This window comes from Campylobacter volucris, assembly GCF_008011665.1.
In the GTDB taxonomy this organism is placed as follows: domain Bacteria; phylum Campylobacterota; class Campylobacteria; order Campylobacterales; family Campylobacteraceae; genus Campylobacter_D; species Campylobacter_D volucris_A.
This window is the reverse complement of the sequence record NZ_VOWJ01000023.1, coordinates 68228-88337: the sequence shown is the minus strand read 5'-3', so window position 1 is coordinate 88337 and position 20110 is coordinate 68228. Positions and strand designations below refer to the sequence as shown.

Genomic DNA, 20110 nt, shown 5'->3' with positions numbered 1-20110 from the left:
CTTTAAATTGATGAAAAAAGAAAATCCTGCTTTTTTAAAAGAACAAATCATAACTTATCTTGGAAACAAAAGATCTTTGCTCGAATTTTTAAACCAAGGCTTTAAATTTGTACAAAATGAGCTAAAAAAAGACAAATTTAGCTTTTGTGATATATTTAGTGGTTCGGGTATAGTTTCGCGTTTTGTGAAGCCTTATGCGAGTTTTATCATAGCAAATGATTTGGAAGATTATTCTAAAATCATTAATGAGTGCTATTTGACCAATCAAAATACAGATTTTTTACAAGAACTACAAAAATATTATGAAATTTTAACTTCTAATCTAACACTAAAAAAAGGCTTTATCAGCAAGCTCTATGCTCCTAATGATGATGAGAGCATTAAAAAAGAAGAAAGGGTATTTTATACACTTAAAAATGCGATGTATTTAGATACCATGAGACAAAATATTTCAAAATTACCTTGTGATATGCAAAAATACTTCATTGCGCCACTCATTTATGAAGCTAGTGTTCATGCAAATACTAGCGGGGTTTTTAAAGGTTTTTATAAAGACAAAAATGGCATGGGAAAATTTGGTGGAGTAGGTGAAAATGCACTAACTCGTATTAAAGGTGATATCGCTTTAAAAATGCCTATTTTTTCAAATTATACTTGCGATTTTAAAGTATTTCAAAAAGATGCAAATGTTTTAGCCAAAGAGCTTGATGGTTTTGATGTGGCATATTTAGATCCTCCTTATAATCAACATCCTTACGGATCAAATTACTTTATGTTAAATTTGATTGCTAATTATAAAAAACCAAAAGATATTTCTAAAATTTCTGGCATTCCAAAAGACTGGAACCGAAGTGCTTTTAACAAGCAAAATAAAGCTGAAGACGCTTTGTTTGATTTGATAAATGATTTAAAAGCCAAGATTGTTTTACTTTCTTATAATTGCGAAGGTTTTGTAAAAAAAGATAGTTTTTTAAAGCGTTTACAAAGTCTTGGAAAATGCGAAATTTTAGAGCAAAAATACAATGCATTTAGAGCTAGTAGAAATCTTTCTAAACGCTCTATACATATACAAGAACAACTTTATGTGCTAAAGAAGTATTAATCTTTCATATATAAGGTTAATTGCTCATATAGCTTTTCTTTTAAGATTAAAGGTTGGCAAATCTTTATATATGGTATCCAATATCTTACTAAATTTAAAAGTTCATCATCGTAAGAATAAAAAGTTTTTATATACAAAAATTCTTCATTTTCTTCTATAAGTTTATATTTGTTTGAAGCATTTTTTCTTAAAAAATACTCTTTTGCTTTTTTATCTATTTTTAAAATAGCTTCTTTTTCTTTTTCAACTATCCAATTGTTTTGATTTTTTTCTATTTGGCTGATAAATTTTTCTTTAGGTGTGAAATTTTCTTTTTTGTTTATTTTTAATTTGCTTATTTTGGAAAAAGTAAAGGTTTTTAAAGTATCATTTTCATCGGCTAAAAGATACCATATATTATCTATATTTATAAGTTTGTAAGGATAAACTTTTCTATATTTTTCTTTGTAGTAAAAATTAATAGTGTATTTTGCTATTATAGCTGTACTTAGATCTTCAAAATTTTCTCTATTGAGAATTTCATAATTTTTATTTTTTATTAAAAATGCTTTGTTTATTTTTTCATTTAATAAATCATTTAAAAATTCTTTATCTAAACTAGGATAAAGTTTGCCAATACCGCTTAATATAGCAAAATTTTGCATATCTTTAAAGCTTAATTTCCCTAGAGCGTAACTTTCTAAAAAGTATTTTCCATTTTCTTTTTTTATAGGCATAAAAGCAAGACGCTCATGCAAGTCTCTTTGTATGGTGCGAATGCTGACATTAAATTCTTGTGCAAGTTCTTCTAAGCTAAAACGCTCACCATTGTTTAAACACTGCAGTATAGATACTAAACGCGTAGAAAGTTTGTCTTTGTCCATAATATGCCTTTATTTTAGCAAATCCTTTATATTTTGTTTGATTGATTTTGGATCTTTTTCATAAGTAACTAAAAGTTCTTGGATAAGCTTTAAAAAATCATCAAAATCATCAGGATTTTCTTTTTTAAATTTAAGCACTCTATCTAGGATAATAAAAGCAGCTTCGGTTTTGTCGTTTTCTTTTTCATAAAGTTCTTTAAGCTCAAAAGCAAATTTGGTGTAAGTATAAGCTTGCTTTGGCTTTGAGATGATATCAAAGATGTTTGATTTATAACTAAAAAGCAGTGAAAAAAGTTGAGGTAGTTTGTTTAGCATGGTATTACCTATAAAACTATTTGGGTGTCTATAATTTCTTCACCCTTTTTAAGCCAATTAGAAAAAGAATTTTTACGATTTTCTTCTTCTAAGATATTATCTTTAATATGCTTTAAGGCTGATTCTAAATCGGAGACTTTTGGAAAAAATCTCTCCTTAAATATTTTTTCATCATTAATTAGTTCTATAATTTCTGATTTTTGCTCGTGAAAATTATTTTCCATTTTTTGTTTGGTTAATTGAAATTCTTTTTCTCTCTGTGCTTGCTTATAACTATCCCAAAGTTCTATACCAATTCCAATAACTGTAATAACCACATTAGCTTTATTTGCTAAATTAACCGCACCCCAAGGTTTAAATTTTAATCCTAGATCAATTCCTATGTATTTAGCACCTTGAACTACAACATCTCTTGCGATTTTTATATTAGTAGCATTTATCACCCCGCTGTGGCGCAAAAAATTTACCCCTTGTTTTCCAAAAGCTGAAATGCTGTTTTCAAAAAAAGAAAGTTCTGTTGTAAAATTAGTTTTAATTCTAGAAAATTGAGTATGGATTCTATGTGTTTGCTTATCAAAAGCATTTTGAATTTTAGTGTCTATATTGATACCATTTTGTCCTATTTCTCTTGTTATAAAAGCACCAAAAGTATCTAGTGTTGTTCCTTGTAATTGTTCGCAAAGTCCATTAAAATAATCCATTATAAACTCTCTTAGTTTTATACGAGCATGAGCTATATCACTATCAAGTTCATCGATATTATCTTGCATATTTAAAGCAGTTTGTTTTAATCTGTCTAAACCATCACAAAAGACATTGTGTAAATTTTTGGCCACTGGGAGTTGTTTTGTTAGTATATCCTTAATAATACTTTCTTTAGTATCTTCAACTATCGCTAGTTTTCCTCCATTTTCACTAATCTTCTTCTCTGTTTCATTTTGTAAATTTTTTATATGAGAAAGTTTTTGGAACTCATCTTTATGTTTAAGCCAATATTCAACCCCTTCATCAAAAGGGTTTGCTGATACCGCAACTATACTTAGTTGTTCCTTTTCTTTGTCTGATAAACCAATTAAATCATTTAATCTCTTTTTGATATTTTCTTGTTTAATAGCTAGATTATGATTATAATCTAGCTCATCTTCTATATCTGCGATTTCATCAAATTTACTTAAAACAAAAATTGTTCTTGGTAAAAGATTAAGAGTTCTAAACATCCAATTTAATTCATCTTTATGTGAATCTTTAATAGGATTAGACGGATTTAAAATATAAAGGATCAAATGTGCTTCGCTAATATATTTTTTAGTAATATCTTTATACTGTTCAATTTTATTTTCATCATTTATTTTTTCTTTAAAACCAAATAATCCTGGAGTATCCACAAGCTCTAAATCATCATCAATTGGATAAATTTGAATAGCATCGCTTGACTCTTGATGATTTATTTTCATACTTTGTTTATCTAGTCTTTCAACCCAAGCAGCTGCTATAGATGTTTTGCCTTCTGAAAAACCTCCTATCAAAGCTACTTTTAGCTTTTCATTGTTTACATTATTAATAGTATTTTGTAATTTCTTAATAAAAGAACTATCTACTTCAATACCATAACTTTCTCCTTCTGTTACAAAATTTAATAAGCTAGTTAAAAGCTCTAAATTTTTTTGCTGCAAGGTTTTAAATTCTGCAATAGTTTGATTCATATAATATCCTTTCTTATAGTATTTGCTAGTTTGTCTAAATCATTTTTTATTTTATCAAGATCACCAATAGTTGTTTTTAAATGTGTTATAGGATGTAGTAGTGTATTTTTTATATTATTTATAGGATCTTTAATATTTTTATCATTATCTTTTAATTGTTTTTTAATATCATCTTGTAATTTAGATAAGATTTTTCTTAAATTTTCATCCACTGATTTTTTTTGTTGAGAACGCTTATAGTTTTTGTCAAACATTTTTCTAATAGACTTAAAAACTCCAATAAATCCAGAGATAACAGAAAGAGCTAAAACTACCCACCCACCAGGATTCCAAAAATTCATTGCAGCTACTGCTACTACCATGCCACCTAAAGCACCAAAAAGAGCTGTTTTGTCTAAACCACTATCTATATTTATACTAAGTGGTATTTCGTTGTTTATTTTAAAATTATTTTCCGTACTTATTTTTAATTTTTCTTGAAATTTTTGTAAAATTTTTTGCAGTTTTGATTCAAACTCTACTATTAATGACTTAAAACATTTGTCTGTATTTTGCGTCAAAAATTCGATTTGTTTTTTAATTTCTTGCTCAAAATAATCTTTAAAATCAGCATCTGTAATATCTTGTTCTATAATTTTATACATTATACCTCTTGTTTTATTTTGGAATTTTTCAATTTGTAAATTAGAATCATTGTCTAAATCTAAAATAAAATTTTTTACTAATAGATCTAAATCTTTGCTGGTTGATTTTTGTATGTTTTGAAAATCTTGAAGCAAAGAAATATATTGCTTGTTAATTACATCAATGTTTTGTATAAATTTTTCAACAACTTTTAAAGCTTTATTATAATTTGATATTTTAATTTTCTTTTTGAAATTTTTAAACAAGTCTTGTTGTAAAAATTCTACAAATTCGTAAAAATAAGATTTTTGTAATAATTCTTCAGGTTTTAATTGTTCTAAAAATTTAGCCCTTTGTTTATAAAGATCGGTGTTTTTAAACACACATCTTGAAACACCATAAAATGCTACTTGAGCACTGATAATTTTGCAGGTTTTATAATTATTGTGTAATATCTCTTGCATCTTTTCATCTAAAATTTTTAAACTTTCTTCTTCATTTTCATTTATTAATCCACGCGATAAGGCTCTTACATTGTTGATTGGTTTATTATAGATAGTATAGACTTCGGTATGCTCACTTAAATGCTCTTGAATTTTTTCGATAGTTCCTTTATTACTAGTGCTACCTTTTTGAGGAGGAGTTGGTTCTCTTTTTATGTAAAAAACGGCATGTGCTTTTTTTGTTGCCTTGGATATTTCATCTATGACTATCTTTTCATTGCCTTCTATGCCAGGAACATCTAGTAAAGTAATACACTCTTGATTATAAGTAAGACTATAAGCAGAAAGATTTTTTGTAAAATCACTTCTACCATCACCTATAATAACTCCATCTTGAACTTCTAAAATTTTATCTTCTAAATCTTGTTTTTCTTTGCAATATCTTTCTTTTTCTTGAATAATAAAAGCAATATTATCATCAATTTCTAAAAGATTTTTTTTGAGTTTTTTTAAATTACCTACAAAAAAAATTAAGATTTTAGAAAATATTCCCTTATTATTTAAATCCTGCAATTGTAGTTCTATAGATTCTTTGTTTTTTGAGAGAGTTATTATTTGCTCTTCAAATGCTTGAATTTTTTGCTCACTATCTTCAAAACGCTCGTTATATTCCAAACTAAATTGATTGAATTGTTCTTCTTGTTCTAGTTTAATTTTTTCTTTAAAATAAATTCTTAAAGCTTCTATAAGCGTAGATTTGCCCGCGTTAGTTTCTCCATAAAATGCTATAGTAAAATTATTCCATTCTTGATTATCTTTTAAAACATCAAGCTCTTTTATACTATTTTGTTTTAGATCTTTAAATATAGATAAGGCGTTTTGGTTTAAATCACTTATCTTATCATTATCATTGGTATTATTAAATATATATTCTAAATCATCAATGTTAACTTTTATTTTTTGATAAATATTTTCCAAAAATTCTCTCCAATTATTATTGTATGGATGCTGATTATATCAGTCTAATTATGAATTTTATTCAATTTTTAATTTATTTTTTATTATATCTAAATTTGCTTAAGTTTTATTGCTTTTAATAATTCTTATAAGCACCACTAAGCCTGCTAAAATTAGCACATAAGACACTGCTACATTTATAATTCCGTATTTTTCTATTAAAAATAAACTCGGCAAAATAACACAAAATAATACAAACACAAGCAAAGCCCAAAAGGCTCCGCAAACTATAGCCCATATAGCAGTAGCTATCATCACTATGATGCCAATTATAATCGCCATTTAACTCCTTTATTTCAATGTAAAAAGAATTATATTTTAGCTTTGTGACAGGTTGTGTCGCGTAAGTTAGCATTATCTTTTAAAAGCGCTTAGTATGGTGCTAAATGCCATTTCTAAGGCATTAGCGTTTTTTCTTTGGAGAGGTTTTTTGCATTTTGGGCAAGTAAAAACATCACCCATAAATGGCATAACATCAGATTTTGGAACTATTACTTTAGAATACCCGCATTTTTTACATACTTTTTTAAACGGCATAGGACGTATCATTCAATTTCCTTTATATAATTTAATTATTAACATTATCTAATTTTTGCTCTTTCGTTTCGTTTGGATTTGCGTTTTCAAAAATCTCTTTTATGTTAGTGCATGTTTGTTCGTATTTTTCTTTGAGTTCAGGATTGTTTTCTATGGTTTCTTTTCTACCAAATAAATCTGAAACAATTAAAGGTTCGTTGAAAAATTTATCATCTACTGCATTATAGACTTTTTCAGCAGCTTGCCCAAGCATTTCGCATGCTATGTCTTTTGGATCATCAGTCCAGTATGCATTTTCTTCTTTGGTCTTGTCATACCATTTTTTTAATCCATATCCAGTTGCAGCTAAAGCAACTCCACCTAAAATAAAACCCAATTTTCCCATAAATAACTCCTTTTGTTTTGATCTACAAAAGGAATTATATTTTAGCTTTATGACAGGTTGTGTCGTTTTTTATAAATTTATGCAGTTGGTAATTCGTGGTTTAGTTCTCCGATACGATTTTTTATATCTAGCAACTTAGCATTAAGCTCTTCTGTGCTTAATTTCTCAGATAATTTACTATTGATAATCGGATTATAAATATCATTAACTTGTTCAGTTATTGCTTTTGTAAAATTACCTTCAATACGAAGAATTATATTTTTTATTTCATTGATAATGTGCATTTGTTTTGCTTTATTTTGTCTGTTTTGTTCTTCTGTTTCATTATCTGAAAATATATTGGATAGGAATAAATTTATAGACTTAACAAAAGATAGGGCTATTTTGGCAAGAGGATGCGGAATTGTTGTAAGTACAAGCTCTAGTCCATTTAACCATTTTTTCGCATCATTTTTTAAGAAATCTGTTATACCAGCATCTTCATCAGAGTCAGAGGTATTAAATTTAATTTCATCACATTTACTTAATTTATCAAAAGTATAGTTGATATTTTCAATATTTTTTTTGAGATTTTCAACTTTTTCTTTCATGGTATTTTCTAATTTTTGTTTTATTTCATCTATACTTTGTTTTATCACATCTTCAAGTAAAGCTGTGTTGCCTTCGCTTTTATCATATAACTCATTTTCTAATTTAGAACATTTTTCATTGACAATACCTAGTAATTCATGTTTTACTACTTCTTTTTCGCGTTGAGTGTTGCTGATGAAATTTTCTATAATTTCTATAGATTTATCATCTAACTTTTTATCTATAGATATATTAACATCATCTATAAAATCATTAATATTTTTATTACATAATTGTATTATTTCTTTTTCGCCACTGCTATAGAATAAATCTTTGATTTTGTTTTCAAGTTCATAAAATCCACTATTTTCATATAAAAGATTTTTATTTTCAGATTTACCTTTATAAGCACTTAATGCATTAACCGAATAAACTGATATTTTTTCTTTAGCATCTTCTTTATCAAAACCAAATTTTTCAAGATTTAAGTAAATTACTTCGCGTTGCTTAATATCATCTTCATCGCTTACATTTTGTTTTTTATTTAAGATAATAATAGCTGATTTTTTATCATCTATAATTTTTTTTATTTTTTCATATAAAAAGGTTTGCTCAACATTTTCATTGCTCATTACAAACAAAATCAATTCACATTGCTTATAATAATCATCTGCTATTTTTTGATCTTCTTCGGGTGCATTTACTCCTGGAGTATCAAAAATTTCAAGATCATTATATTTGTAAGATTGTACTTGTTTTGTTTCAGGAGCATCACCTGTTTTTGCCACTTCTTTACCTACTAAGGCATTTATCAAGGTGCTTTTTCCAGAATTATATACCCCATAAACCATCATTTTTGGTTTAAAATTTTCTATTTTATCTTGCAAAGTATTTTTAAGATGAGTTATTTTTTCTTGATTGCAAATTTGATGATCAATTAGTTCTGATTCTATATTTTGTAAAATTGTAATTTTGTTTTTGTATTGTTCAATTATATTTTTCATTTATTTTCCTTTAGTTTTAATAATTTGTTTTCTAGGCTTATAATGTTTATTTTTAATCCTTCTGCTATTTTTTCACAAGGAACTAAAACATCATTATAAAATGTTTTAATACTCTCATTTGCTACCTCCTCATAGTGTTTTTTTAGCAATTGGATATTTTTTTCTATCAATTCAGACCTATTATCACCTGCTTTGATTTTTTTATTTGTTGTTTCTTCTTTGTAGAAATAGTCAAAACTGATGGTATTTATAATTTTTTCAAAAAAGCCTCTCGGTATGGTATATTTGTATGTTTTATATTTTGTTTCTATTTTTGAATCTAAAGCAGGAGCTATGATGTTAAATCGCATAACAAAATCATTTACTAGTTTATTAACTTCAGAGCATATTTGGTTATTTACTTTTTCTGCTATAGTTTTTGCTGTGTTTTTAAATTTTTCCTCTGCATTAAATTCATTGAGTTCATTTGTTATGGTAGTTAGCTCTTCATGTAATAATAAAGAAATTTTATTATTTAAATCAGATTGTATAGTTTGTCCTTCTCTCTTTTTTTCTTCGATTAGATTGTTTAAAGCTTGATAATCTTCTTTAGCGCTTGATTTTTCTAAAATATGATCAATTAAAGAATTTAATCTTTTTTGAGGCACTTCTTCTTTTAACTTTTGAGCTTTCTTTGTTAGCACTAAGGACATAGAATTATAAAATTCTTCTATATTGCTGTTTTTAAATAATTCTGTATTATTTGTTTTAATCCCTTCTTGTGCTGTAAAAACTGAAATTGACATAATTTTTTCATTTTGTTCTAAATTTGGAATTTTTTCTTTGATTGTGTTTAAAATATATTCTTCTTGTTTTTTTCTATCTTCTTCTTTTTTATTTTCCAATACAGCAACTATTTTTCCATCCACTTCATCTTCTGTTGTTTTGTCTGATTTTGTGATGATTAATCTCAAGGCAGAGCCTTTACCAGAATTTACTAATTCTTTGATTTGCTCTGTTTCATCATTTTGTAAAGGTGCATCAGAGCTAGTTGGAAAGATGATATAATCAGCAGCTTCAATGTATTGTTTGGCTAAATTTCCATTTTCTTCTGTTGTAGATAACAATCCAGGAGTATCTACCCATGCTATACCACCATTTTCATTTTTTCCACCTAGTTTAAATAATTGTATAGAACTAGTGCATTCTGTAATATCTGTTTTAAATTCTTGAATTTCTTCTAGTTTTTCACTTTCTCTTTCTTTTCCCGCTTTATCATAGACTTTAAAATAAGGTTTTTGATTTTCTAGGCAATTGCTAGCTACAAAATTTCCTAAAGTGCTTTTGCCAGCTTTTACTTTTCCATAAATGATAACGATGAAATTATTTTCTAATTCATCTCTGAATTTATCTTCATTGGAAAGTTTTAAAATTTCATTTTCCCAGTTAGATATAGCTAGATGTATTGAATCTAGTTTTTGTTTTAGAAATTCACCAATTTCTTGATTTTTAGCTTCTAGTTGAGCTATATTGATTTTTACACAATTTTCTTTAAATTCTTTTATATAATTTTCTACCTGCTCTCTTTTTTTAAGTAAATTAGTTCCTATTATGCTTAATTTTTCTAGGTCGTGATAGAATTGATTTAATTGTTCTTTCATAAAATTTCCTCTAATTTTGTTTTTAATTTATTTTGAATTTCTTTTAATTGTTTAATATCGTTTGTAAGTGAATGTATTTGTTCATTAAGCTCATCAAGCTCTTGGCTTTTAATAAATTTTATAAAATTATTGTTTGTATTAGATTGGCAGTTAATAAAATTTATAAAATTATTGTATAGTAGCGATGATGATTTAAATTCAACTTCTATATTTTTGGATTTAAAATATTTTTTATACTCATTAAGCAAATTTTCATATTGTCTTTTTTTATCAGATTGTTCTTTTTGTTCAAAACTATAACTATCATCATCATTTTCGGTAACGCTATCATATATTTTTTTACCAACAAAAATCGCAGCTGCTCCTATAATCCATGGTAACATTTTTTCTCCTTTATTGTAAAATTTTTGCCAATTTTTCATTAGCTTCTTTAATTTCTTGATTAATTGTTGTTTTTAATTGTTCTTTTTTTATAGTCTTATCTTCTAGTTCTTTATTTTTTTGAGAAATCAACTCATTTATTTTTGTAAAAATTTCATGATTTTGTAGTTTGTTTTTTCTATTTTCATTTGCTGTTAAATTGGATTTTAAATCATTAAGCGTTTGATTTAATAATTCTATATTACTATTTTCTATAAGTAGTTTTTTATTTTCATTACAACCTTTGATGTAGCTTTCAGATGAAATGGTAATTATTTTCATTTTATCAATAGCTCTTTGATCTATAAAATTTAACAATTGATTTTTTATATTTTCTTTCACCTGCTTGATTTTTTCTCTATCTATCCCATCAGATTTTGACAAAATAATGATTAAATTTTTAACAAAATTATCATCATTATCTTTAACTAATTTTTTCAAATATTCAAATTCTTGCTTATGTAATTCTCCTGTTGAAACATTATGGACAAAAAGATATATATCAGATTGCAAAAAACCTTTAAAAGCATTGACATCATCATTTTTATCGACATTTAATCCAGGTGTATCAATAAAAATAAAATCTTCATATTCTAAAGATTTAATTTCTTTTGTTTCTACTCTATCTGCAACTGAAAAATTACTTTTATCTAAAGAATTTGTTAAAGCATTTAACAATGAACTTTTGCCACTATTGTATAAGCCTATGACACAAATTGTTGGTTTTTTATTAATCGTTTCTAAGATGGTTAAGAAATTTTCATATTCATTTTGTATATTAAATTGAGTTAATATATGGTTATTTAGCATTTTTATCCTTTATAAAATTAAAATTATACATATCCCCCCCCCCTATGTCAAGATATTTAACTTTTTTAACAAAATTATATTTTAGCTTTACGACAGGTTATGTCACATAAGAGTTAAATTTTCAAAAATATAAAAAGATATGTTGATAATATTTTATTAGTTTATTGGTGTAGCAAACAAGTATTGTGATGTTACAATACTTGTTTATCGTTTAATTTTGGTTTTTGAAGTAAAATTCCTTTTAGCATACTAAAAGTATCTATACCTAGGATAATATTTCTTAGCTTTATAGCTTGATGTAACGAAGGAATTTTTTCATGAACAGCTGAATTCCTTATATCTTGTAAAATATTTATATGTTTTGATAAATCATAATTTATGAAATTTTTACATTTTATATCAAGTAAATCTTGAATTTGTTTATTTTGCAATAAAAATTTCATAGTTCCTATGTTTGGTTTGTGTTTAAAAAAATCATTTAATGTATAAGATTTTTGTTGCACACTATAGTTTATATTTTTTATATTTTCATTTTTTTGGCAAAGTTGAAAAAATATTTTTTTGCAAAAATCATAAATTTCATATTCTAAGGTTTTAGAGTATTTAACAATGATGGAGGTAAAATCATACACAGGATCTTGGTGATTTTTATCAAATTCCATTTCAGCATATATTATATTGTTAATACTATCAGGATGTAGAAGATAAAAAAGCTCATTACCAAAAATGTATTTTTTGAAAATATCTTGAATTTGTAAATATTCTTGATTTTTATAAGCATCTAAACAATGCTTTGTTTTATCTAAAAAATAATCAATTTTACTTTTTTGCTTAACTATTAAAGGATATACATAAGAATTTCCATAGATAGCGTAAGAATTGTTTTTATAATTTGGTGTGGTAAAATTTGATAGATAATGATTTTTAACCGTTGTAAAGTCTTCACAAACTAATTCTCTTAAATCTTCTATGATGAAGTAATGCTCGATGTTAAAATTTTTTTCTTTATAGTAGCTTGGTAATAAACTTTCATCATCTAAGTTTTTGCTCACCTTTGTAACCTTTGCTACAAATAAATTTGCATAATCGCTTAAAAAAAGTTGCAAGGGCTTATCTTTACTAGTATTTGTATAAATTTCATTTAAATCTTTTTCAAAAGAATTATTTTGATCGTTGATTTTTGACTTTACCTTGGCAAATGCAACTTGACCTTTATCGAGTAAAATTTGTAAATGTTCTTTTATGACATTTTCTTGATAGTAAGGATTATAAAGGATTAAAAGATTATGCATAGTTTTCCTTGAAATAATATTTGTGTTTTGATATTTTACTTAATTTTAAAGAAAATTTTTAAAAGATGAATTTAATTTCTCTAAAGCATAGTTGTGGTAAAATAGTAGCTTTCTTTTATGAAAAAATTTATCCAAAGGATACACATGCCAAAAATGAAAAGCGTTAAAAGTGCTGTTAAACGCTTCAAAGTAGGTAAAAATAAAATCAAAAGAGGCTCAGCTTTTAGAAGTCATATTTTGACTAAAAAACCTGCTAAGAGAATGCGTGATCTTCGCACTGCTAAGTATGTTCATTCGACCAATGTTAAAGCGGTTGAAAAAATGTTAGGAATTTAAGCTTACTTAAATTTAGTTTTTGACAAAAAGTCATTCAAACTCCCCTTGTAAAAAAGGGCAAGATTCGTTTAACGAACGCCAATTTGTGAAAGGATAAATATGGCAAGAGTAAAAACAGGTGTTGTAAGACGCCGCAGACATAAAAAAGTTTTAAAACTTGCGCGTGGTTTTTATAGTGGTCGCCGCAAACATTTTAGAAAAGCTAAAGAACAATTAGAAAGAAGTTTGGTTTATGCGTATCGTGATAGACGCCGCAAAAAACGCGATTTTCGTCGTCTTTGGATAGTGCGTATCAATGCAGCTTGCAGACTAAATGATATTAGTTATTCAAGATTTATAAATGGTCTTAAAAAAGCAGGCATTGAGCTTGATAGAAAAATTTTAGCTGATTTAGCGATGAACGATGCAGCTGCTTTTGCTAAAATCGCAGATGCTGCTAAAAAAGCACTTTAGTTTCACTGCAAGGCTTTTTATAAGCCTTGTTTTTCTTTGCCTACTCTCTTTAAATTCTCTTTTTGCAAAAGATATTTTACTTTTTAAAGTTTATGATGAAAAGCTTTTTATAGATAAAAATTTAAGCCATTATTTAATGAGTGAAAAGCTTGATGGTATAAGAGGACTTTGGGATGGAAAAAATATGCAAACAAGAGCAAAAAACACTATAAAGCTTCCTAAATTTTTTACAAAAAATTTTCCAAATTTTAAACTCGATGGTGAGCTTTGGATCCAAAGAAATGCTTTTGAAGAAATTTCATCTTTAGTGCGTCAAGAAAATCCTGATGAAAACCTTTGGAATAAAGTAACTTATAATGTCTTTGATGTGCCAAATGCTTGTGAAGAATTTAAAATTTATCCTTGTACTTTAGAAGCTAGACTTGATGTTTTAAGAATGTATTTGGCTAAAAATCCTAGTAAATTTATAAAAATCATTCCTCAAATCCGTATAAAAGATAAAAAACATTTAGAGCAATTTTACCAAGAACTTATAGCTCAAAAAGCAGAAGGTGTAATCATAAGAAAAAATGATATGCCTTATGAAAAGAAAAGATCAGACAATGCTTATAAGCTAAAACCATTTGATGATGCAGAATGTATTGTAAAAAAGCATTTTGAAGGCAAGGGTAAATTTGAAGGCAAAATGGGATCTTTGCTATGCGAAGCAGATATCAAAGGTAAAAAAGTAAGCTTTAAAATAGGTTCAGGTTTTAAAGACAAAGATCGTATAAATCCTCCTGCTATAGGATCAATCATCACTTATAAATACAATGGTTTTACAAAAAATGGCACCCCAAGATTTGCTACTTATTTAAGAACGAGAGAAATTTTTTAAAGCATTGATTCCTAAATATACAGCAAAAGCAATACATGAGATCATAATGATACTAGCGCCACTTGAAATGTTAAAATAATAACTCGCCATTAAACCACTTAAGCAAAAAAATAAACTCAAAATACTTGAATAAATCATCATCCAGCCAAGTTTTTTACTAATGCCTTCTGCTATAAAGCTTGGTATGCTTAATAAAGCCATAGCTAAAATTAACCCCACAAGCCTAATGCTAATAACCACACACAAGCTTATCATAAAAATCAAAAGATAATAAAATAAATTAATGCTAATCCCTCTAGTTTGAGCAAATTCGCTATCAAAACTTATGATTTCAAATTGTCTATAAAAGCATAATAAAATAATGATAAAAATAATATCTACACCAAGCATAAGCCAAATATCTTCATTAGAAACAGTTAATATATTACCAAATAAATATGCCATTAAGTCGTTATTGTATTTTGGGCTTAAATCTATAAGTATGATTCCTATAGCCATGCCAAATGCCCATATGACAGCTATGATACTATCGCTTCTGTTTGGATAGTGTTGGCTTAAATAAGCCACTATAAAGGCTAAAATCAAAGTAAATAAACTTGTGCTAAGTAAAATAGGTAAAGAAAAGTAAAATGCCACTCCAATGCCACCAAATGCCCCGTGTGTAATACCACCAGCCATAGACATAAGCCTATTTACCATTACCAAACTTCCTATACAGCCACAAGCAATGCTTACTAGCACACAAGAAAATAAAGCATTTTGAAAAAAGTTAAAATTTAAAATTTCAAGCATCACATTCCTTACATAGGCAAGAATTCAAACTCATTTCAACATCGCAAAAATGAGAATGATTTTGGTATAAATGTTTTATATAGTTGATTTTATTTGGATCTTTGATGTTTTTGTGTATGAAAATTTCTTTGTTTAAATATGCGATTTTATCACTATATGCTAAGGTTATATTAATATCATGACTAATGCATATAATACCTATACCATTTTGATGAAGTTGTTTTAAAAGTTCAAAAATTTGTATAGCATTTTTAGTATCTACACTTGCTGTAGGTTCATCTAGTATAAGTAATTTACACTCTCCTACTAAAGCTCTTGCTATAAGCACTCTTTGTCTTTGACCGCCACTTAAAGAGCTGATGGTTTTATCCCAAAAATCTTGCATAGATACTTTTTTTAGAGCATCTAGGGCTAGTTCTTTATCTTTTTTTGCATAAAAACCAAATGTTTTATGATTTACTCTTCCCATTAGTACGACTTCTAAAACTCTAGTTTGAAAATTGGTATTAGTTAGAGTGTTTTGTGGGACATAGCCTATTTGATTTAAATTTATATTTTTAAATTTAATTAAATTTTTGCTTTTTAAAAGTCCAAATATGAGTTTTATAAGAGTTGATTTTCCACCGCCATTTGGTCCTATGATAGATAAAAAATCATTATTATCATAGCTTAGATTGATATTTTTTAGCACAAGTTCTTCGTTATAGGAAAAATTTAAATTAGATATTTGAAATAATTCCACTAAAATACACCTTCTTTAGTATTGATAAATAAAAATAATCCAAATAATATCATAAATATCAAAGCTAGACACGCTAGTGAAGTTCTTATTTTTGTAGTTTTTATATTTTGATGAATTTTATTTGCTCCTATAGCAAATAAAAATAATACAAAACACATTCCTAAAGTTACAAATATAGCAGAACTTAAAGCATATAAAAAGTTAAATTTATACGCAAATATAAAAAGCAAAATAACGCCAGGACAAGGCACTAAAGAAGCTCCTAGTATGACTACCCATTCACTTGTTTTATGTGAGTGACAAGAGCAAGAGCAAGAGTTTTTATGTAGTATTTTTTTACTTAGCATAAAAAGAGCTATAAAAACTATAAGCAAACTTGTAAATTTGGTTAGGATAAATCCAGCCATATTGATATCTTTAAGTAATTTTTCAAGCATAATTATGCCAATGCTTACAAGTAAAAATGCACTCATTATATGCACTATACCTATTTTTAATACAAAATAAAATATTTTTGAAAATGAACTTTTGTGTGTTAAAAAATACGAGCTTGTAAGCATTTTAGAATGACCTGGTGCGCTAGCATGAAAAACGCCATATCCAAAAGATATGATTAGCAACAATAAAAATGTTTGTATGTTAAATTCTTGCTGAAGAAGTTGCTTGATATATAATAAAATATTTTCGTTAAAAATTTGTAATTTATTTAAAAAATTATCCATAAAACTTGGATTTTGCTTGGTTTGAATTTCTGTAAAGATTGTGTTTGGTGCTTTGCCTTTTTGTGCTTGTAAAAATATGAGATTTAAATTGGGATTTGCACTTAGGTAGTAGCTTGAATTTAAAGTGATAAAATCTTGCGGTATAAATTTAAAATTAAAAAATCCTTCCTTATCTTCAAATCTTATGCTAAATGTGTTATTTTCTTTTATAGGGATGTTAAGCTTTACTTCAAAAGTAAAAAATAGTTTTGTTTTATCTGAAATTAATTTAGCGTTTGAAAATTTTTCTATGTAAATTTTTTCATCTAAATTATAAAATTGAAATTGCATTAAAAATTGTTTTGGCTCTATATAATCTAAAAGAGTATATTTTATATCGGTAAGTTCGTCTTTGTCTAAGGTGTCATTATAGTTTATATCATAGTTTTGAAGCAGTATTTTTACAAAATCTTGCGAAAATTCCCAAGTTACATAAATTTTATTGATGCTATCATTGCTTGCATTAAAGTCTAATCTTACATTTGCCGTTGGAGTATAAGCTGCACATAAAGCACAGCTTAATACTTTTTGAAAACATATAAAGGCTAGTATTAAAATGACTTTCATTCTAAAGCCATTTTTAAAGCTTGAGTGCTTTTTAAAAGCTCTTTATCCCAGTCTTTGGCTAAATGATTGATAAAAACAATTTTTGCGTTTAATTCTTTAGACAATACTTTGGCTGAATTTTCACTAAAACCAGATTGAACAAAAATAACTTTGATATTTTTTTCTTTGGCTATTTTTATTAGTTTTTGAAGATCTTGAATTTTTGGTTCTTTCCCATCGATTTCTACAGGAATTTGGATGAGGTTGTATCTTTTTGCAAAATATCCCCAACTAGGATGATACACTATAAATTCGCGATTTTTTATATTTTGCAAATTTGTTTTGATTGTTAAATTTAAATCGTCTAATTCTTTGAGAAAATTTTCTAAATTTTTTGCATAAAAGTCTTTGTTTTGTGGGAAATTTTGGCTTAATGCTTTATAGATATTTTGTGCTTGTATTTTTACCAAGACAGGATCTAACCAAGTATGAGGATCGTTTATGCCATGCTCATGCTCATGTATATTGTTTTCATGCTCGTCATGTTCTTCATTTTCTAGCAATGATATACCATTGTTGATATTAACAATCTTGACATTTTTGAGTGTATTTTTAAATTTGCTTTCTAGGATCTTTTCAAGTTCTAAATCAGCAAGAAAATAAATTTTACTTTTTTCAAGATTTTTAATTGCTGCGGGTTTAAATTCTACATTATGTTCATTAGAGTTAGGCTCTATAAGGATATTGATTTCCACGCTATCTTTGGCTATTTTTTCTACAAAAAATGCTTGAGGGGGTATGCTCACACTTACGATAGGTTTTGAAAAAGCAAATACGCATAGTAGCGATAACAATAGCATTTTTAACATCATTTGCTCCTTGATTGTAAAAATTTTCGTAATTATATATAATGCAACTTAGTTGCAACTTAAAAATAAAGTTGCATTTATAAAACTTTTTTGTGATAAAATACATTTATTTTCTAAGGTAAGATTTATGGAAGCTGTTGATTTGCTAAAAAAACATGATATTGCTATGACAACTTTAAGAGTAGAAATTTTGCAAATTTTATCTCTTGCTAAAACCCCATTAAGCTATGATCAATTTAATCTTAAAGCAAATAAAACTAGCTTTTATAGAAATATGGAACTTTTTGAAAAAAAAGGTATAGTAAATAAAAGCCAACTTGATCGCAAAAGTTTTTATGAGTTAGCAGATCACGCTAAAGCACATTTTATATGTGATGTGTGTCATGAGATTAGTGATGTAAAAATGCCTAAAGTTAAAGGGACTATAAAAAGTGTTGTGATTAAAGGAATTTGTCAAAAATGTGAGAGTGAATAATGAATTTATGGGATAAAAAAGCAAAAACTTATACAAGATTTTCTTTAGAGTTAAATGAAATTCAAAAAGCAACTTTTGAAAAAATAGGCTCTTTAGATGGTAAAAATGTAGTAGATATTGGTTGTGGAAGTGGCGTTTGGACTTTGCATTTAGCAAAAAAAGCTAAGGAAGTTTTAGGCGTGGATAATGCTAGTGCTATGCTTGAAATTTTAAAAGAAGATGCACTTAAAAATGGTATAAATAATATCAAAACTATAAATTTAAACTTTGAAAATTTTTACAAAAACAATACTTTGAAATTTGATTTAGCATTTTTAAGTATGTCTCCAGCTTTAAAAAGTGAAGAAGATTTTAAAGCTTTTTTAAATTTAGCACCAAAAAGAGTTTATTTAGGTTGGGCAGATAAACGCAAAAGTAGCTTTTTAGATCCTATATTTAAGCATTTTAAAACAGAATTTAAAGGCTTTTATAAAGAAGATTTTCAAAGCTTTTTAGATACTCAAAATATACCTTATGAATTTGAAATTTTTAGCGAAACTAGGGTGGTAAAAAGAGACAAAGAAAGTGCCATAGAAAACGCTTTGTGGCATTTAAATATGAATGGCATTAATGCAACAAAGCAAGATTTAGAATCTTTTATAAAAGATGATATTGAAGAGGCTATAAGCTCAAAAATAAAACTGATTATTTGTTGATGAAGGAATTTTGTGAAATTTAGTGTTTCTGATTTTTTAAGAAATATAGGTCAAGAGTTAGTCTTAAAATTTAATAATGCTTCAAATAATAGCCACCCTCATGCAATAGGAAGAGCTAGAGAATGTGGTGTTATAGAAAAACTAGAAGCATTATTGCCTTCAGGTGTTGGCATTGGTAGTGGTTTTGTTATAGATCTTTATGGTGGAGTATCAAAACAAAGCGATATTATTATTTATGAGAAGAATTTTGCAAGTAGATTTATGCAAAATAATGTTGAAGACTATGCGTATTATTCTTGTGAAAATGTATTAGCAGTTGGTGAAGTTAAATCAAATGCCAACTCTAATGATATCAAAGATTCTATAGAAAAATTAAAGATTGTTAAAGAAATACAAAGAGAAAAATCAGAAGAAAAAGGAGTATATAGAAAATTTTTTACTTCAACTTCTATACAAGGAGTAGAAAGTCAAAGTTTTGATCCTGTTGCTAACGAAACAGATCAGATTTTTACTTTTTTAATAGCAAAAACTCTTCCATCGATAGAAATAATTCATAAAAATTTAAAGGATATATGTGGCGATAAAAAATATTTATCTCCAAATTGTTTTGTCTCTATAGAAGGCAAATCATTTTATTTTGCAAGTGATGAAGGAATTAGGATTAGTGCTATAGATTCTAAAGGTATTTATGAATTTATACTTGAAAATCCTTTTGCGTATTTTATAAATCATCTGACAACTTTTATTCAATGTGCAAGAACTACAAGGTTGAACAATTACAAATATCTTAGTTATTATAAAGAGACAATTGTATCAAATAAACATATAATAATCTAGCA

23 protein-coding genes are annotated in these 20110 nt (G+C 26.8%); 7 read left to right on the top strand and 16 right to left on the bottom strand.

Features of this window, described 5'->3' with window-relative positions:
• Window positions 1-10 precede the first annotated feature (10 nt).
• Window positions 11-1102, top strand: a complete 1092-nt coding sequence (locus FPD38_RS04700) for a DNA adenine methylase (protein WP_147555592.1) — start codon at window positions 11-13, stop codon at window positions 1100-1102.
• On the opposite strand, the gene FPD38_RS04695 is transcribed toward FPD38_RS04700, so the two are convergent.
• From FPD38_RS04695 to FPD38_RS04640, 12 genes are all read right to left on the bottom strand, one after another.
• Complete coding sequence (locus tag FPD38_RS04695) at window positions 1099-1965, bottom strand: helix-turn-helix transcriptional regulator (RefSeq protein WP_147555591.1); 867 nt, start codon at window positions 1963-1965, stop codon at window positions 1099-1101. The genes FPD38_RS04700 and FPD38_RS04695 overlap by 4 nt on opposite strands.
• 9 nt (window positions 1966-1974) lie before the next feature.
• On the bottom strand, window positions 1975-2280 hold the full coding sequence (locus FPD38_RS04690; protein WP_147555590.1) for a hypothetical protein: 306 nt from the start codon (window positions 2278-2280) through the stop codon (window positions 1975-1977).
• Window positions 2281-2288: 8 nt separating this feature from the next.
• Entirely contained in the window at window positions 2289-3983 is a 1695-nt protein-coding gene (locus FPD38_RS04685; protein ID WP_147555589.1) for a LeoA/HP0731 family dynamin-like GTPase, read from the bottom strand.
• Complete coding sequence (locus FPD38_RS04680) at window positions 3980-6028, bottom strand: GTPase (protein ID WP_147555588.1); 2049 nt, start codon at window positions 6026-6028, stop codon at window positions 3980-3982. Before FPD38_RS04680 ends, FPD38_RS04685 begins: the two co-directional genes overlap by 4 nt.
• Window positions 6029-6127: 99 nt before the next feature.
• Window positions 6128-6349, bottom strand: coding sequence for a hypothetical protein (locus tag FPD38_RS04675; RefSeq protein WP_147555587.1), 222 nt, complete (start codon window positions 6347-6349; stop codon window positions 6128-6130).
• 72 nt (window positions 6350-6421) lie between these two features.
• Window positions 6422-6616 (bottom strand): hypothetical protein, encoded by a 195-nt coding sequence (locus FPD38_RS04670; RefSeq protein ID WP_147555586.1) that lies wholly within the window; start codon window positions 6614-6616, stop codon window positions 6422-6424.
• A gap of 19 nt (window positions 6617-6635) precedes the next feature.
• Window positions 6636-6989 carry a hypothetical protein gene (locus FPD38_RS04665; RefSeq protein WP_147555585.1) on the bottom strand — a complete coding sequence of 118 codons (354 nt, stop codon included), beginning with the start codon at window positions 6987-6989 and terminating at the stop codon, window positions 6636-6638.
• A 77-nt stretch (window positions 6990-7066) separates the two neighbouring features.
• Window positions 7067-8563, bottom strand: a complete 1497-nt coding sequence (locus FPD38_RS04660) for a GTPase (RefSeq protein WP_147555584.1) — start codon at window positions 8561-8563, stop codon at window positions 7067-7069.
• Window positions 8560-10203 carry a dynamin family protein gene (locus FPD38_RS04655; protein ID WP_147555583.1) on the bottom strand — a complete coding sequence of 548 codons (1644 nt, stop codon included), beginning with the start codon at window positions 10201-10203 and terminating at the stop codon, window positions 8560-8562. The genes FPD38_RS04660 and FPD38_RS04655 overlap by 4 nt, the downstream gene beginning before the upstream one ends.
• Window positions 10200-10586: a hypothetical protein gene (locus FPD38_RS04650; protein ID WP_147555582.1), complete on the bottom strand. Its 387-nt coding sequence runs from the start codon at window positions 10584-10586 to the stop codon at window positions 10200-10202. Before FPD38_RS04650 ends, FPD38_RS04655 begins: the two co-directional genes overlap by 4 nt.
• Window positions 10587-10596: 10 nt before the next feature.
• Complete coding sequence (locus FPD38_RS04645) at window positions 10597-11433, bottom strand: GTPase (protein ID WP_147555581.1); 837 nt, start codon at window positions 11431-11433, stop codon at window positions 10597-10599.
• Between the two features lie 191 nt (window positions 11434-11624).
• Complete coding sequence (locus FPD38_RS04640) at window positions 11625-12725, bottom strand: HP0729 family protein (RefSeq protein ID WP_147555580.1); 1101 nt, start codon at window positions 12723-12725, stop codon at window positions 11625-11627.
• A 144-nt stretch (window positions 12726-12869) separates the two neighbouring features.
• On the opposite strand from FPD38_RS04640, the gene rpmI reads away from it, so the two are divergent.
• The 3 genes from rpmI (at window position 12870) to FPD38_RS04625 (ending at window position 14391) form a co-directional block, all read left to right on the top strand.
• A complete protein-coding gene (gene rpmI, locus FPD38_RS04635; RefSeq protein ID WP_002777995.1) occupies window positions 12870-13061 on the top strand; it encodes a 50S ribosomal protein L35 in 192 nt (63 codons plus the stop codon).
• 99 nt (window positions 13062-13160) lie between these two features.
• Window positions 13161-13514 carry a 50S ribosomal protein L20 gene (rplT, locus tag FPD38_RS04630; protein WP_039617097.1) on the top strand — a complete coding sequence of 118 codons (354 nt, stop codon included), beginning with the start codon at window positions 13161-13163 and terminating at the stop codon, window positions 13512-13514.
• Complete coding sequence (locus tag FPD38_RS04625; RefSeq protein WP_187153104.1) at window positions 13492-14391, top strand: DNA ligase; 900 nt, start codon at window positions 13492-13494, stop codon at window positions 14389-14391. The genes rplT and FPD38_RS04625 overlap by 23 nt, the downstream gene beginning before the upstream one ends.
• Here the strand turns inward: FPD38_RS04625 and FPD38_RS04620 are convergent.
• From FPD38_RS04620 to FPD38_RS04605, 4 genes are read right to left on the bottom strand one after another with little or no spacing between them, the layout of a single operon-like run.
• Complete coding sequence (locus FPD38_RS04620) at window positions 14368-15183, bottom strand: metal ABC transporter permease (RefSeq protein ID WP_147555578.1); 816 nt, start codon at window positions 15181-15183, stop codon at window positions 14368-14370. The genes FPD38_RS04625 and FPD38_RS04620 overlap by 24 nt on opposite strands.
• Complete coding sequence (locus FPD38_RS04615; protein WP_147555577.1) at window positions 15176-15925, bottom strand: metal ABC transporter ATP-binding protein; 750 nt, start codon at window positions 15923-15925, stop codon at window positions 15176-15178. The genes FPD38_RS04620 and FPD38_RS04615 overlap by 8 nt, the downstream gene beginning before the upstream one ends.
• Window positions 15925-17253: a HoxN/HupN/NixA family nickel/cobalt transporter gene (locus tag FPD38_RS04610; RefSeq protein WP_147555576.1), complete on the bottom strand. Its 1329-nt coding sequence runs from the start codon at window positions 17251-17253 to the stop codon at window positions 15925-15927. Before FPD38_RS04610 ends, FPD38_RS04615 begins: the two co-directional genes overlap by 1 nt.
• Window positions 17250-18101 carry a metal ABC transporter solute-binding protein, Zn/Mn family gene (locus FPD38_RS04605; RefSeq protein WP_147555575.1) on the bottom strand — a complete coding sequence of 284 codons (852 nt, stop codon included), beginning with the start codon at window positions 18099-18101 and terminating at the stop codon, window positions 17250-17252. Before FPD38_RS04605 ends, FPD38_RS04610 begins: the two co-directional genes overlap by 4 nt.
• 127 nt (window positions 18102-18228) lie before the next feature.
• Between FPD38_RS04605 and FPD38_RS04600 the strand changes: the two genes are divergently transcribed.
• The 3 genes from FPD38_RS04600 to FPD38_RS04590 are packed head-to-tail and all read left to right on the top strand — an operon-like array spanning window position 18229 to window position 20108.
• Window positions 18229-18576 (top strand): Fur family transcriptional regulator, encoded by a 348-nt coding sequence (locus tag FPD38_RS04600; RefSeq protein ID WP_147555574.1) that lies wholly within the window; start codon window positions 18229-18231, stop codon window positions 18574-18576.
• Window positions 18576-19271: a class I SAM-dependent methyltransferase gene (locus FPD38_RS04595; protein ID WP_147555573.1), complete on the top strand. Its 696-nt coding sequence runs from the start codon at window positions 18576-18578 to the stop codon at window positions 19269-19271. The genes FPD38_RS04600 and FPD38_RS04595 overlap by 1 nt, the downstream gene beginning before the upstream one ends.
• A 12-nt stretch (window positions 19272-19283) precedes the next feature.
• Window positions 19284-20108 carry a DUF6602 domain-containing protein gene (locus FPD38_RS04590; RefSeq protein WP_147555572.1) on the top strand — a complete coding sequence of 275 codons (825 nt, stop codon included), beginning with the start codon at window positions 19284-19286 and terminating at the stop codon, window positions 20106-20108.
• Window positions 20109-20110: the final 2 nt, after the last annotated feature.

Bases quoted from the DNA above. Each gene is read 5' to 3' on its own strand.
- rplT (WP_039617097.1), top strand. From the start codon at position 13,161: ATGGCAAGAGTAAAAACAGGTGTTGTAAGACGCCGCAGACATAAAAAA.
- FPD38_RS04625 (WP_187153104.1), top strand. From the start codon at position 13,492: ATGCTGCTAAAAAAGCACTTTAGTTTCACTGCAAGGCTTTTTATAAGC.
- FPD38_RS04695 (WP_147555591.1), bottom strand. From the start codon at position 1,965: ATGGACAAAGACAAACTTTCTACGCGTTTAGTATCTATACTGCAGTGT.
- FPD38_RS04685 (WP_147555589.1), bottom strand. From the start codon at position 3,983: ATGAATCAAACTATTGCAGAATTTAAAACCTTGCAGCAAAAAAATTTA.
- FPD38_RS04670 (WP_147555586.1), bottom strand. From the start codon at position 6,616: ATGATACGTCCTATGCCGTTTAAAAAAGTATGTAAAAAATGCGGGTAT.
- FPD38_RS04610 (WP_147555576.1), bottom strand. From the start codon at position 17,253: ATGAAAGTCATTTTAATACTAGCCTTTATATGTTTTCAAAAAGTATTA.
- FPD38_RS04620 (WP_147555578.1), bottom strand. From the start codon at position 15,183: ATGCTTGAAATTTTAAATTTTAACTTTTTTCAAAATGCTTTATTTTCT.
- FPD38_RS04675 (WP_147555587.1), bottom strand. From the start codon at position 6,349: ATGGCGATTATAATTGGCATCATAGTGATGATAGCTACTGCTATATGG.
- FPD38_RS04660 (WP_147555584.1), bottom strand. From the start codon at position 8,563: ATGAAAAATATAATTGAACAATACAAAAACAAAATTACAATTTTACAA.
- FPD38_RS04595 (WP_147555573.1), top strand. From the start codon at position 18,576: ATGAATTTATGGGATAAAAAAGCAAAAACTTATACAAGATTTTCTTTA.
- FPD38_RS04640 (WP_147555580.1), bottom strand. From the start codon at position 12,725: ATGCATAATCTTTTAATCCTTTATAATCCTTACTATCAAGAAAATGTC.
- FPD38_RS04690 (WP_147555590.1), bottom strand. From the start codon at position 2,280: ATGCTAAACAAACTACCTCAACTTTTTTCACTGCTTTTTAGTTATAAA.
- FPD38_RS04655 (WP_147555583.1), bottom strand. From the start codon at position 10,203: ATGAAAGAACAATTAAATCAATTCTATCACGACCTAGAAAAATTAAGC.
- FPD38_RS04650 (WP_147555582.1), bottom strand. From the start codon at position 10,586: ATGTTACCATGGATTATAGGAGCAGCTGCGATTTTTGTTGGTAAAAAA.
- rpmI (WP_002777995.1), top strand. From the start codon at position 12,870: ATGCCAAAAATGAAAAGCGTTAAAAGTGCTGTTAAACGCTTCAAAGTA.
- FPD38_RS04645 (WP_147555581.1), bottom strand. From the start codon at position 11,433: ATGCTAAATAACCATATATTAACTCAATTTAATATACAAAATGAATAT.
- FPD38_RS04665 (WP_147555585.1), bottom strand. From the start codon at position 6,989: ATGGGAAAATTGGGTTTTATTTTAGGTGGAGTTGCTTTAGCTGCAACT.
- FPD38_RS04700 (WP_147555592.1), top strand. From the start codon at position 11: ATGAAAAAAGAAAATCCTGCTTTTTTAAAAGAACAAATCATAACTTAT.
- FPD38_RS04600 (WP_147555574.1), top strand. From the start codon at position 18,229: ATGGAAGCTGTTGATTTGCTAAAAAAACATGATATTGCTATGACAACT.
- FPD38_RS04605 (WP_147555575.1), bottom strand. From the start codon at position 18,101: ATGTTAAAAATGCTATTGTTATCGCTACTATGCGTATTTGCTTTTTCA.